Source organism: Sediminicoccus sp. KRV36 (assembly GCF_023243115.1).
Classification (GTDB): Bacteria; Pseudomonadota; Alphaproteobacteria; order Acetobacterales; family Acetobacteraceae; genus Roseococcus.
Genome location: NZ_CP085081.1, coordinates 4,419,188 through 4,431,547, shown reverse-complemented (window position 1 = coordinate 4,431,547; position 12,360 = coordinate 4,419,188). Strand labels below are relative to the sequence as shown.

Annotated in this window: 12 protein-coding genes; 7 read left to right on the top strand and 5 right to left on the bottom strand. The window is 68.7% G+C overall.

The features are described 5' to 3' along the window. Nucleotides 1-3 precede the first annotated feature (3 nt). Genes arfB through LHU95_RS21100 form a run of 4 tightly spaced genes read right to left on the bottom strand, consistent with a single transcriptional unit; the run spans nt 4 to nt 3,473 of the window. Entirely contained in the window at nt 4-411 is a 408-nt protein-coding gene (gene arfB / locus LHU95_RS21115) for an alternative ribosome rescue aminoacyl-tRNA hydrolase ArfB (protein WP_248708932.1), read from the bottom strand. After that, nucleotides 408-1,343: a tripartite tricarboxylate transporter substrate binding protein gene (locus LHU95_RS21110; RefSeq protein ID WP_248708931.1), complete on the bottom strand. Its 936-nt coding sequence runs from the start codon at nt 1,341-1,343 to the stop codon at nt 408-410. The genes arfB and LHU95_RS21110 overlap by 4 nt, the downstream gene beginning before the upstream one ends. A 31-nt stretch (nt 1,344-1,374) precedes the next feature. Next, nucleotides 1,375-2,115, bottom strand: a complete 741-nt coding sequence (eutC, locus tag LHU95_RS21105) for an ethanolamine ammonia-lyase subunit EutC (protein WP_248708930.1) — start codon at nt 2,113-2,115, stop codon at nt 1,375-1,377. Beyond that, entirely contained in the window at nt 2,112-3,473 is a 1,362-nt protein-coding gene (locus LHU95_RS21100) for an ethanolamine ammonia-lyase subunit EutB (protein WP_248708929.1), read from the bottom strand. The genes eutC and LHU95_RS21100 overlap by 4 nt, the downstream gene beginning before the upstream one ends. Nucleotides 3,474-3,567: 94 nt before the next feature. Here LHU95_RS21100 and LHU95_RS21095 point away from each other — a divergent pair, with 94 nt between their 5' ends. From LHU95_RS21095 to LHU95_RS21075, 5 genes are all read left to right on the top strand, one after another. Further along, nucleotides 3,568-4,131, top strand: a complete 564-nt coding sequence (locus tag LHU95_RS21095; RefSeq protein WP_248708928.1) for a phosphonopyruvate decarboxylase — start codon at nt 3,568-3,570, stop codon at nt 4,129-4,131. Between the two features lie 5 nt (nt 4,132-4,136). Continuing rightward, nucleotides 4,137-4,742, top strand: coding sequence for a thiamine pyrophosphate-dependent enzyme (locus LHU95_RS21090; protein WP_248708927.1), 606 nt, complete (start codon nt 4,137-4,139; stop codon nt 4,740-4,742). 88 nt (nt 4,743-4,830) lie between these two features. Beyond that, nucleotides 4,831-5,805: a hydroxyacid dehydrogenase gene (locus LHU95_RS21085; RefSeq protein ID WP_248708926.1), complete on the top strand. Its 975-nt coding sequence runs from the start codon at nt 4,831-4,833 to the stop codon at nt 5,803-5,805. Then, the gene (locus tag LHU95_RS21080) at nt 5,802-7,142 is read left to right on the top strand and encodes an MmgE/PrpD family protein (protein WP_248708925.1); all 1,341 of its coding nucleotides are present in this window, start codon (nt 5,802-5,804) and stop codon (nt 7,140-7,142) included. The genes LHU95_RS21085 and LHU95_RS21080 overlap by 4 nt, the downstream gene beginning before the upstream one ends. Before the next feature lie 468 nt (nt 7,143-7,610). Then, entirely contained in the window at nt 7,611-9,326 is a 1,716-nt protein-coding gene (locus LHU95_RS21075; RefSeq protein WP_248708924.1) for a DEAD/DEAH box helicase, read from the top strand. 95 nt (nt 9,327-9,421) lie between these two features. On the opposite strand, the gene LHU95_RS21070 is transcribed toward LHU95_RS21075, so the two are convergent. Beyond that, nucleotides 9,422-10,204 (bottom strand): aldolase, encoded by a 783-nt coding sequence (locus LHU95_RS21070; protein WP_248708923.1) that lies wholly within the window; start codon nt 10,202-10,204, stop codon nt 9,422-9,424. A gap of 48 nt (nt 10,205-10,252) precedes the next feature. On the opposite strand from LHU95_RS21070, the gene LHU95_RS21065 reads away from it, so the two are divergent. Both LHU95_RS21065 and LHU95_RS21060 read left to right on the top strand, forming a co-directional pair. Continuing rightward, nucleotides 10,253-10,990: a substrate-binding domain-containing protein gene (locus tag LHU95_RS21065; RefSeq protein ID WP_248708922.1), complete on the top strand. Its 738-nt coding sequence runs from the start codon at nt 10,253-10,255 to the stop codon at nt 10,988-10,990. Nucleotides 10,991-10,994: 4 nt separating this feature from the next. Beyond that, nucleotides 10,995-12,230: a Zn-dependent hydrolase gene (locus tag LHU95_RS21060; RefSeq protein WP_248708921.1), complete on the top strand. Its 1,236-nt coding sequence runs from the start codon at nt 10,995-10,997 to the stop codon at nt 12,228-12,230. Nucleotides 12,231-12,360 lie beyond the last annotated feature (130 nt).

Genomic DNA, 12,360 nt, shown 5'->3' with positions numbered 1-12,360 from the left:
GCCTCAATCGCTGATCGGCCCCGAGCGCAGCTTCTTGGTCGTGCCGCGCTTGGTCTTGCTGTCCATCCGGCGGGTTTGCGAGCCCTTGGTGGGCTTGGTCTTGCGCCGCTTGGGGGGCGGCGGCCGCGCTGCCTCATCCAGCAATTCCTGCATGCGGGCCAGCGCATCCTCGCGGTTGCGTTCGCGCATGCGGTGGCTTTGGGCGGCGATGATCACCACGCCGTCCTTCGTCATCCGCCGCCCGGCGAGCGTCTTCAGCCGGGCAAAGACGCGTTCATCCAGGCCGGCTTCGGCCGCGCGCCAACGCAGCTGCACGGCGGTTTCCAGCTTGTTGACGTTCTGCCCGCCCGGGCCCGAGGCGCGAAGAAAATCCTCATCCAGCAGCAGCGGATCGAGCGGGATGGAGCTCACTGGCGCTGGATGCCGAGATCAGCGAGCAGGGCGCGGTTCACCTGGGCCTCGGCAAGGAAGCGTGCGCGGAACTGCGCGCCGGTCTGAAAGCTCGGCACGGCGTTCAGGCGCTCGGCGATGGTGCGGAAGCCTTCGCTCGTCACCGCCGCCTGGCAGGCGCGCTCGATGGTCTCGGCAATCGCGTCGGGCAGGCCGGCGGGGGCCAGCAGCCCGCCATAAGTGGTGCCGGCCATGGGGTAGCCCAGCTCGCCCGTGCTTGGCACTTCGGGCAAGGCCGCCATGCGCTGCGTGCCCAGCACGGCCAGCACGCCCAGGCCGGTGGAGGCGGGAATGGACGCGGCCTCGACGAAGGCCATGATCTGCCCGGCCATCGCCGCCTGGGACATGGGGCCGGCGCCGGTGAAGGGCACGTTCAGCCCATCCACGCCGGCCGCGCGCAGCAATTGCGCCATCAGGATATGCTGCGTGCTGCCCACACCGGGCGAGCCGAAGACCAATGCCTCGCGGCCCGTGCGCGCATGGGCAATCATGCCCGCGAAGTCGCGGAAGGGCGCGTTGCGTCCCAGGATCAGCACCTGCGGATTGTCATAGACCAGGCAGAGATAGCGAAACCCCTCCGGCGTATAGGTGACGCTTTGCAGGAAGGGCTGCGTCGTGATGGCGTTGTTGGGCGAGATGCCGATGGTGTAGCCATCCGGCCGCGCCCGCGCGACCTCGGCATTGCCGATGGAGCCTGCCGCCCCGCCGCGATTCACCGCCACCACCTGCTGGCCCAGCGCCTTGGACAATTCCTGCTGCAGCGCGCGGGCCATGAGATCCGTATTGCCGCCGGGCGGGAAGGGGATGATGAGCTGGATGGCGCGGCTGGGGAAGTCCTGCGCGGCGGCTGGCGAGGCCAGCATCGCGGCGAGCATGAGGGTGATCCAGCGCATTCTTGCCTCCCTTGGATTGGTTGGCACGAACCTACTCCAGAAGCGGCGCGGCCGTCATGTCGTCCTTCAGCGCAACGCCGGTCGCACCCAGCGCGCGGGCGCCGCGCAGCAGCCAATGCAGCTTGGCCGCCGCATCGGCGGTGCTGATGCCGCCCGGGCGGATATTGCTGATGCAGTTGCGCTCGGCGTCGGTCCGCCCGCGCCGGGGCTGCCAAGTGAGGTAGATGCCCATGCTGTCCTGCGCGGAAAGCCCGGGCCGCTCGCCGATCAGGACCACCACGGCCTCGGCCCCCATCGCCTCGCCGATATCATCGCCGATGGCCACGCGCGCCTGCTGCACCATCACCACAGGCCATGCGGCATCGAGCGCGCGCACCATGGCCACGGATTGCGACTGCACGCCGGACGCACAGAGCCCATCGGCGATGATGATCACAGTCCCGCCGGTGCGCGGCAGGCTTTCACGATCCGCGGTGCGCAGGCGGCGGCCGAGATCAGGGCGGAGCAGATAGGTGCGCCGGTCCTCCGCCTCGCTGTGCAGCACCGGCACGGGGCCGAGTTCCGCGCGCAACGCCTCAGCGTCCAGCGCGGACCAGACGGCGTCCCGCGCGGCGGCATGGGCTTCCTGGAAATCGAGATGCGCTGCGGTCGGCACGGCATTGCCGGCGCGGCCGATGCCGACGCGCGCCTGGGTGAAGCGCCGCAGATCGGCCCAGCGGGTGACGGGTTGGCGCGGGACTGGCGCCGCCCCGGCTTCATCCTCAGCACTCATGCGAGGCCGATCAGCGCGGGCGTCAGCCCGGGCGGAATCGCTTCATCACGGCCAATGCCCATCCGCTCCAGCCAGGCGGCAAATTCCGGTGCTGGCGTCTTGCGTAGGGCGGCGCGCGCATACAAGCCGTCATGGAAGGAGGTGGATTGATAGGCCAGCATGACGTCATCGGCACCCGGCACGCCCATGATGTAGGTGACCCCGGCCACGGCCAGGCTGGTCAGCAGCGTGTCCATGTCATCCTGGTCGGCCTCGGCGTGGTTGGTGTAGCAGATATCCACCCCCATCGGCAGGCCGAGCAGCTTGCCGCAGAAGTGATCCTCCAGCCCCGCGCGGATGATCTGCTTGCCGTCGAACAGATATTCGGGGCCGATGAAGCCCACCACGGAATTGACCAGCAGCGGCGCATAGGCGCGCGCCACGCCATAGGCTCGCGCCTCGATGGTCTGCTGGTCCACGCCGTGATGCGCCTCGGCACTGAGGGCGCTGCCCTGGCCGGTTTCGAAATACATGACATCCTGGCCGAGCGTGCCGCGCTTGAGGGAGAGCGCCGCGTCCTCGGCCTCACGCAGCAGGCCGAGTGTCACGCCAAAGCTCTCATTCACGCCCTGCGTGCCGCCGATGGATTGGAACACGAGGTCCACCGGAGCGCCCCGTTCCATCGCCAGCAGCGCGGTCGTCACATGGCACAGCACGCAGCTTTGTGTTGGGATGTCGAAGCGTTGCCGCACGTCATCCAGCATGGTCAGCAGGCCCAGCACCTGCTCGATATTGTCGGTGGCGGGGTTCACGCCGATGACGGCATCGCCGGCCCCCAGCAGCAAGCCATCCAGCGTGCTGGCGGCCACACCCCGAAGATCATCCGTGGGGTGGTTGGGCTGGAGGCGGATGGAGAGCGTGCCGGGCAGGCCGATGGTGTTGCGGAAGCGCGTCACCACGCGGCATTTTTGCGCCACCGCGATCAGGTCGCTGATGCGCATGATCTTGCAGACGGCGGCCACCATTTCGGGTGTCAGGCCGTGGCGGATTGCGGGCAGCGCCTCAGGTTCCGCCGCCAGCAGCCAGTCGCGGAAGCCGCCCACGGTCAGGTGTGTCACGGGCGCGAAGGACGCCGCGTCATGGCTGTCCTGGATCAGTCGCGTCACGTCATCCGCCTCATAGGGGATCACGGATTCGTTCAGGAAATGCCGGAGCGGCAGATCGGCCAGGGCGCGCTGGGCGGCCACGCGCTCGGCGGCGCTGGTGGCAGCCACACCCGCCAGCGCATCGCCCGAGCGGAAGGGCGTGGCGCGGGCCAGCAGCATCCGGAGGTCGTCGAAGACATAGGAGGTGCCGGCGATGGCATGGCGGAAGGGCATGCCTCTCTCAATCACGCCGCGCGGCTGGAAATCAAGCGCCAAGGCTTGTCAGACGGCGTCTCGCGGCGGAAACTTGCGGGAACGGAGGATGACGATGGATCGCCCAATGGATAACAACACGCTGGAGGCCCGCCCCGATGCGGCCGAAGCCTGGCCCGACCAGATTTATGACCTGCTCAAGCAATACAACGTCCGGCAGGTGGCGCTGGTGCCCGATGCCGGCCATTCCCGCCTGATCAAGCGCTGCCTGGCGGACAACTCCCTGCGCGTCATCACCCTCACCACCGAGGAGGAGGGCATCGCCCTCATGCAGGGCGCCTGGCTGGGGGGCGACCGGTCGGTGCTGCTGATGCAGTCCTCCGGCGTCGGCAATTGCATCAACATGCTCTCGCTCTCGGGCATCCACCGCACGCCCATGCCGATGATCATCACGATGCGTGGCGATTATGGCGAGTTCAATCCGGCGCAAATCCCCATGGGCCAGGCGACGCAGGCCGTGCTGGAGGCGATGGGCACCATCGTCCATCGCGCCGATGCGGCCGCGGATGTGGCGCCCACGGTGGAAGCCACGCTGAAGCTCGCCTTCAACACATTCCGGCCGACGGCGACGCTGCTGGGCCAGCGCCTGCTCGGCGCCAAGACCTTCGGGAAGGATTGATCGCCATGGTGGCTTTGGGCGCATCCGGGAAGATTGACCGGCGGGATCTGACGCGCATTCTGCTGGCGGATCGCGGCGGGATGCTGGTGGTGGCGGGGCTTGGCGCGCCGGCCTGGGACATCACGGCAGTGGGCGACGGGCCGCAGAACCTGCCGCTCTGGGGCGGCATGGGGGGGGCTGCGATGATCGGCCTGGGCCTGGCCCTCGCGCAGCCCGAGCGGGATGTGCTGGTGCTGACCGGCGATGGCGAGATGCTGATGGGCATCGGCAGTCTCGCCACCATCGCGCACCAGGCGCCGCGCAACCTCGCCATCGTGGTGCAGGACAATGAGCATTACGGCGAGACTGGGATGCAGGAGACAGCGACGCGCCACGGCACGGACCTGGTGATGATGGCGCAGGGCGCTGGCATCAAGCGCACCATGTTCGTGACCGACCCCGCGGATGTGGCGGCGCTGAAGGCCGCGATCCACGCGAAGGAGGGGCCGTTCTTCGCGGTGGTGAAGATTGACCCCGCCAGCAAGCCCTTGGCCTTGCCGCCGCGTGAGGGCGCCATTCTGCAGGGGCGGATGCGCGAGCACCTGTTGGGGCCAGCCGCCCACCTGGCCTAGCCCCCCACTCATTCATCGGAGATGCAAGAACCTGAGGTTCTTGCCGGGGTTTCAGGGGCAGCGCCCCTGACCTTCAAAGGAAGAGAAAATGCCACACATCGTCCTGCTGCGTTCCCTCCACCCTGATGCCGAAGCCGCACTCAAGGCCGAGCCAGGCTTCACCGTGGAGACAGTGCACGACACCAGCCGCGAAAACCTGGTCAAGGCGATGGAGCGCGCCGAGGCGATCATCGTCCGCGCCACGCCGATCAACGCGGATTTCCTCAGCTTCTCGCCGAAGCTCGCCATCGTGGCGCGGCATGGCGTGGGCTATGATCAGGTGGATGTGCCGGAGCTGACCAAGCGCGGCATTCCCCTCACCGTCACCGCCGATGCGAATGCGCTGAGTGTGGCCGAGCACGCGATGATGATGATGCTCACCATCGCGCGTCAGGTGCAGACCTATGACGCCAATACCCGCGCCTTCAAGTGGAGCAGCGTGGAAGCGCCCACCACCTTCGATCTCTCGGGGATGACGCTGCTGGTGGTGGGCTTTGGTCGCATCGGCGGGCGCGTCGCGCGGCTGGCCACGGCCTTCGGGATGGATGTGCTGGTGCATGATCCGTACGTTGCCATGAACACGGTGAAGGGTGCGGGCTTCCGCTACGCCAAGACGCTGGCGGAGGGCCTCTCCCAGGCCGATTGGGTGACGATGCATTGCCCCTCCAACGCCGAGAATCGCGGCATGGTGAATGCGGAATTCCTGGCCGCCATGAAGCCCGGCGCGCGCCTGGTGAACACCGCGCGCGGCACGCTGGTGCAGGAGGCGGCGCTGGCCGCGGCTCTCCGCACGGGGCATCTCTCCGCCGCCGGGCTGGATGTGTTCTGGGATGAGCCCATGGCGAAGGACAACCCGCTGTTGGCCGCACCCAATGTGGTGATGACGCCGCATACGGCGGCTGCCACCGTGCAGGGCATGCGCCGCATGGGCCTGTCCTGTGCTGATTCCATCATCCGCCATTTCAAGGGCGAGGTTGATGTGGACATGGTGATCAACAACGAAGTGCTGCGGAGCAACCGTTGAACCCGCTGCTGATCCTGGCCGATCACGCGGCTGGCTGGCGTTCAGCGCCCCTGGCGCCCGAGGTGGAGCATGCGGCGCGCCGGGCGCTGATTGACTGGTTCGCGGCATTGCTGCCCGGCTGCCATTTGCCGCCCGCCACGCTCATGGCGCGCGCACTGGCGGCCGAGCACGGGGCGGGCCGTGCCGTCTCCTATGTGGATGGTGCGCGCACCGGCCTCAGGCACGCGGCGCTGATCAACGGGACGGCGAGCCATACGGTCGAGTTCGATGATATCTGGCGCTGGGGCGTCTATCACCCCGGCTGCCCGACAGTAGCGGCGGCCCTTGCCGCCGCGCAGGCGCGCGGGGCCGATATGGCGGCGCTGCTGCGCGCGCTGGTCGCGGGTTATGAGGTCTCCTGCCGCATCGCCCAGGCGGTGCAGCCGACGCATTACAACTTCTGGCACACCACCGGCACGGTCGGCACCTTCGGCGCGGCCGCCGCCGTGGCGGTGCTGCTGGATTGCGACGCGAGCCAGACGGCACACGCCATCGCCACCGCCGCGACCATGGCGGGTGGCTTGCAGCAGGCGTTTCGTGGCGATGGGATGAGCAAGCCGCTGCACCCCGGCCACGCGGCAGAGGCTGGTGCCCTGGCCGCTATGGCCGCGCGCGAGGGCATGACCGGAGCACTGGATGTGCTGCACGGCCCGGCCGGTTTTGCCGCGGCCACCAGCGAGGATACCGGCAAATGGGAAAAGGCCATCGCCGCGATCGGGAAGCCGCTCACCATCACGCAGATGACGGTGAAGAATCACGGCTGCTGCGGCCATATCTTTGCAGCGCTCGACGCCACGCGGGATTTGCAGCGGGAGCACGGCTTCGCCGCCAGTGACGTGGAATCCCTGCATGTCGGCGGCTATGCCGCGACGAAGAATGTCTGCGACCGGCCCGAGATCACGACGGAGCAGGAAGCGCGATTCTCCGCTCAGTTCACCATTGCCAGCATCATGCTGTATGGCGGCGTCCGCCTCGATGCCTTCGCGCCGGAGCGTCTGGTGGACCCTGCGATCCGCGCCATCATGCCGCGCATCACCGTCAGCCTGGATGCGGAATGCGAAGCGGCCTTTCCCGGCGCGCGCAGCGCCAAGGTGAGCATCCGCCTGCGCGATGGCCGGGCATTCCATCGCCACCAGCCCACCCGCAAGGGTGACCCGGATGCGCCGCTCTCTGACCTCGAGCTGGAGGAGAAATTCCTGGAGCTGGTCGGGCCGGTGCTGGGCCCTGCGGAGGCCGCTGGCTTCCTCGCGCAGTTGTGGAACAGCGCCGCACTGCCGGGTGAACTGCGCTTGCGGTAGGGGATTCGCCCAGGTTTCAGGGCGCAGATGCCGCATCAAGCCGTGGGCCCCGCCTGCGGACGGACGCGCGGTGACGCCGGCGCCTGGCTGCTGGCTGGGCGAGCCAGACATTGATCCATGGGTGATGGAAGTGCGTCACGCCTGGCCTGTAGGCCGTTTCCATGCCGTGCCTCGGGGGCGAAGCTGGCGCCGGGCGCCAAGCGAAATCCCCGGGTTTTGGGTCTCGCCGCGGAAATATGCTGCGTTGGCATGCAACAAATATGGCCCGTTATGTCCCGGGCGGACCCCACCCCCTCAACTTCCGCGCTTTCCCTCCGCCGTAAGCCGGCCTATCCACCGGGCTCGGCGCGCGCGCCTTGTCCCTTTTCGCTCCATGCCGGCGAGGCGGGTCCAACCTTTGTTACGATGCATTTTCCGAACTGCCTGGCGGTCCTGCCTGGCTTGAGAATGCTTACCCAGGATTACTCCATGCCCTTCCCCGACCTTGCTGGCCCCTTGGCCACCACCCTTGCCGAACGCGGCTATGCCGAGCCGACCGCCGTCCAGGCCGCCGTCCTCAACCCGGAGACGACCGGACGCGACTTGCTCGTCTCGGCGCAGACCGGATCGGGCAAGACGGTCGCCTATGGGCTCGCCATCTCGGGTGATGTGCTGGCCGGGGCGGAGCGCCTGGGTCACTCCGCCACCCCCCTGGCGCTGATCGTCGCACCCACGCGGGAATTGGCGCTGCAGGTTCAGGTCGAACTCACCTGGCTCTATGCCAAGGCCGGCGGGCGCATCGTTGCCTGCGTCGGCGGCATGGACCCGATAACCGAGCGCCGGCAACTGGCCCATGGCGCCCACATCGTTGTCGGCACGCCCGGGCGCCTGCGGGATCATCTGGAGCGCGGCAACCTCAAGCCGCAGACCATCCGCGCCGTGGTCCTGGATGAGGCGGATGAGATGCTCGACCTCGGCTTCCGCGAGGATCTGGAAGCCATCCTGGAGACCATGCCGGCCGAGCGCCGCACGCTGCTCTTCTCGGCCACCGTGCCGCGCGGCATCGCGCAGCTGGCCAAGGGTTTCCAGAAGGATGCGCTGCGCATCGCCGCCGCCAATGAGGGCACGCAGCACAGCGACATCGAATACCGCGCACTCTCCGTGGCGCCAGGCGAGATGGAGCGCTCTGTCGTCAACACGCTGCGCTTCTTCGACCCGCGCACCGCGCTGGTCTTCTGCACCACGCGTGCCGCCGTGGCGCGGCTGCATGGCAATCTGGTGGAGCGCGGCTTCTCGGCCGTGGCCCTCTCCGGCGAACTCTCCCAGGCCGAGCGCACGCGGGCCATGCAGGGGCTGCGCGATGGCCGCGCGCGGGTCTGCGTGGCGACCGATGTGGCGGCGCGCGGCATTGACGTGCCCGACCTCGCGCTGGTGATCCACGCCGACCTGCCCAATGACCCCGAGACGCTGCTGCACCGCTCGGGCCGCACCGGCCGCGGGGGCAAGAAGGGCATCTCCGCGCTGATTGTCCCGCACAACAAGCGCCGCCTGGCCGAGCGCCTGCTGATGGCGGCCAAGCTCAAGGCCGCCTGGTCCGGCGCGCCCACCGCCGCCGAGATCCACGCCAAGGATGGCGAGCGGATTCTGGCCACCGGGATCGAGATGCTCGATGCCGAGGCCGATGAGACCGACATGTCGCTGGGCCGCCGCCTGCTGGAAGGCCGCTCGCCCGAAGCCGTCGCCGCCGCCTTGGTGAAGCAGCTGCGCGCCCCCCTGCCGGCGCCCGAGGAACTCGCCGCAGCCGAAGCGCGGCCCGCGCCGCAGCCACGCACCATGCCCGCACCGACCGAGGTGGGCGAAGGCGTCTGGTTCCGCATGAATGTGGGCCGCAGCCATGACGCCGATCCGCGCTGGATCCTGCCCTTCCTCTGCCATCGCGGCCATGTGACGCGTGAGGAGATCGGCCGCATCCGCATCCTGGACCGCGAGACGCGCTTCGAAGTGGCGCCCTATGCCGCCAGCCGCTTTGCCCATGCGGCCGCCAAGCCCGGGCGTGACGACGCCCATATCAAGGTGGAGGCCGCCGAGGCGCCTGGCGCGCATGAGAGCGCGCCGCGGCGCAGCGGCCCCTATGTCCCGCCGGCGGGTGGCGCGCCCAAGCGCCCCTATGCCGGCAACAAGCGTGCCGCGCCCCGCCGGCCGTGAGGTGATCCCATCAGGGAACACCTTCCCCGGGTTCGCCTTGCTCGGAGATGCAAGAAGCTGAGGTTCTTGCCGGGGAGTTTGAGGGGCAGCGCCCCTCAATCCGCAAAGTCAGGCTGCTCCTTCATGAGCTGCCGCTTGATGCTCTCCAGATGCAGCCGCGCACTCTCCCGGTCGCCCTCGCGCATCTGCTCATAGGTGGCGCGGGCCACGGCTTCCGGCACGGGCTTCAGCACGCGCCCCGTCGCCATCGCCAGGCGCTGCACCTCGGCCGCGCGCTCCAGGTAGTAAAGGTCATCCCAGGCTTCGGCGATGCTGGGGCCGACGACCATCACGCCGTGATTTTTCATGAAGACGATATCCGCATCGCCCAGGGCCGCGGCGATGCGGTCGCCCTCGCGCTCATCCAGGGCGAGGCCGTTGTAATCCTCATCCACCAGGGTGCGGCCGTAGAATTTCAGCGCCGTCTGCCCTGCCCAGACCAGCGGTGGCCCCTCCAGCATCGAGAGGGCGGTGGCGTTGGGCATATGGGTGTGGAAGGCGGCCTTGGCGCGCGGATGCTTCAGATGCAGGCGCGCATGGATGTAGAAGGCCGTCGCTTCCGGCACGCCGCTGCCAGCCACCACCCGCCCCTCGAAATCGCAGATGACGAGGTTGGAGGCGGTCACTTCGGCAAAGGCATGGCCATAGGGGTTCACCAGCATCAGGTCATCGCGGCCGGGCACCACGAAGGAGAAGTGATTGCAGATCCCCTCCTGCAGGCCGAGCTTCGCCGCCATGCGGAAGCAGGCGGCGAGGTCCACCCGCGCCTGGCGCACCTCGGCGCGGTCGAGTTCGGAATTGCGGAGCAGGGCGGGGGCGGTGTCGAGAGCATGGGCCATTTCCTATCAGTTGCAGTCCCCGGCACTTGGGGCAAGGCTGCGCGGATGATGTTTCGCCGCACCCTCCCCCTCCTCCTCGCCACACCCGCCTTGGCGCAACCCCGGCCGCCGCTCTTCGTGCTGGGCACCGGCGCCACCGAGACGCCGATCGAGCGGATTGCCCATGCGCTGACGGCGCGCACCGGCCGCGCCATCCGCACCGAGACCGGCAATGGCGGCCAGGTGGCGGCGCGGCTGCGCGCGGGGGAAGCGGTGGATGTGGTGCTGAACGCCGCCCCCGCGCTGGATGCGCTGATCCGCGATGGGTTCGCGCTGGCGGATTCGCGGCGGGAGATGGGGCGGATGCGCCTCGCTCTCGCCATCCGGCGAGGGCTGCCGGTGCCGCAGATGCGCGATGAGGCGGAGCTTGCGGCCATCCTGCGTGCGGCATCCAGCATCGGGCTCAGCGACGGCGCGGCGGGGGCGACCAGCGGGCGGCATGTGGCCGCATTGCTGGACCGGCTGGGCAGCACCGCCCCGCGCATTCCCTTCGCGCGTGGCCTCGCCGCCGTGCAGGCGGTGGCGCGCGGCGAGGTGGGGCTGGTCATCACCCAGGCCAGCGAAATCCTGGCCGAGCCCGGGGCCGTGCTGGTGGCCCCCCTGCCGGAGAGCGCGCAACTGATCACCCCCTATGTCGCGGCGGTGGCGGCCCGCGCGGCGGACCCTGAAGGCGCGCGGGCCTTCATCGGCTTCGCCGGCGGCGAAGGGGCGGCCATGTTCAGGGCGGTGGGTTTCCAGGTATTGTGACGCCATGAGCACAAATCAGAAGATCAATGGCCCACGCCTGTGGGACACCCTCATGGCCATGGCCGAAATCGGCGCGACACCCAAGGGCGGCGTGAAGCGCCTGACCCTCACCGAGGTGGACAAGGCCGGCCGCCAGCGCTTCACCCAATGGTGCGACGAGTTGGGCCTGACCATGCGCGTGGACGCCATGGGCAACATGTTCGCTCGCCGCGAAGGGCGGGACGCGAAGCGCCTGCCGGTGCTGTTCGGCAGCCACCTGGACAGCCAGCCCACGGGCGGCAAATTCGACGGTGCCCTGGGCGTGATCGCCGGCCTCGAAGTCATGCGCTCGCTGAACGACCTCAACATCACCACCGAAGCGCCGGTCGAATTGGTGAACTGGACGGATGAGGAAGGCAGCCGCTTCGGCCACTCGCTGATGGGCAGCGGCGTCTGGGCCGGGATTTTCGGGCTGGAGGAGGCCTATGGCTTCACCGACACCGAGGGCGTGGATGTCGGCACCGCGCTGGATTCCATCGGCTACAAGGGCCCGCACCCCGCCGCGCCTTTTCCGGCCGATGCCTATTTCGAGTTGCATATCGAGCAAGGCCCGATCCTGGAGCGCGAGGGCAAGCAGATCGGCATCGTCACCGGTGCCCAGGGCCAGGTCTGGTACGACGCGGTGATCATCGGCCAGGACGCCCATGCCGGCACCACGCCCCCCTCCGCGCGGCGCGATGCGCTGGTGGCGGCGGCGCGCGTGATCGCCCTGGTGGATGATCTGATGCGCGCGCGCGGTGAGGAGGGGCGCGGCACCATCGGCCAGCTTCAGGTGCTGCCGAACAGCCGCAATGTGGTGCCGGGCGAGGTGCGCTTCAGCATCGAATTCCGCCACCCGCTGGATGCTGAGGTCCAGGCGCTGATGGCGAGCTTCCCGGCCGCCGCCGCGGCGCTGGTGGCGCAAAATGGTTGCCGCCTGGAGCTGACGAAGCTGTTCGACATCCCGGCCCAGCCCTTTGATCCGGCCTGCGTGGATCTGGTGCGCCAGGCCGCCGCGCGGCTCGGCTATCCGGCGCGTGAGATCATTTCCGGCGCCGGGCATGACGCCGTCTATGTGGCACGGCGCGTGCCGACGGCGATGATCTTCACCCCCTGCAAGGATGGCCTCAGCCACAACGAGGCGGAGAGCATCCTGCCGGAGGAAGCCGAAGCCGGCTGCCAGGTGCTGTTCGAGGCGGTGGTGGCGCGGGCCAATCGCTAGCGCATTTCCAAGCCGTGCGGCTTCGCACGGCGCACTGGACAATGCGTGAAAGCAAAAGCCAGGCGGCGTTTCACCGTCTTGGCTTTCTGTGAAACGGCTGCGGCCAAAGGCTCCCACCCGCAGCGGACCG

Excerpts from the sequence above, each read along its gene's own strand:
- LHU95_RS21110 (WP_248708931.1), bottom strand. The coding sequence starts at position 1,343 with ATGCGCTGGATCACCCTCATGCTCGCCGCGATGCTGGCCTCGCCAGCC.
- eutC (WP_248708930.1), bottom strand. The coding sequence starts at position 2,115 with ATGAGTGCTGAGGATGAAGCCGGGGCGGCGCCAGTCCCGCGCCAACCC.
- LHU95_RS21100 (WP_248708929.1), bottom strand. The coding sequence starts at position 3,473 with ATGCCCTTCCGCCATGCCATCGCCGGCACCTCCTATGTCTTCGACGAC.
- LHU95_RS21095 (WP_248708928.1), top strand. The coding sequence starts at position 3,568 with ATGGATCGCCCAATGGATAACAACACGCTGGAGGCCCGCCCCGATGCG.
- LHU95_RS21090 (WP_248708927.1), top strand. The coding sequence starts at position 4,137 with ATGGTGGCTTTGGGCGCATCCGGGAAGATTGACCGGCGGGATCTGACG.
- LHU95_RS21085 (WP_248708926.1), top strand. The coding sequence starts at position 4,831 with ATGCCACACATCGTCCTGCTGCGTTCCCTCCACCCTGATGCCGAAGCC.
- LHU95_RS21075 (WP_248708924.1), top strand. The coding sequence starts at position 7,611 with ATGCCCTTCCCCGACCTTGCTGGCCCCTTGGCCACCACCCTTGCCGAA.
- LHU95_RS21070 (WP_248708923.1), bottom strand. The coding sequence starts at position 10,204 with ATGGCCCATGCTCTCGACACCGCCCCCGCCCTGCTCCGCAATTCCGAA.
- LHU95_RS21065 (WP_248708922.1), top strand. The coding sequence starts at position 10,253 with ATGTTTCGCCGCACCCTCCCCCTCCTCCTCGCCACACCCGCCTTGGCG.
- LHU95_RS21060 (WP_248708921.1), top strand. The coding sequence starts at position 10,995 with ATGAGCACAAATCAGAAGATCAATGGCCCACGCCTGTGGGACACCCTC.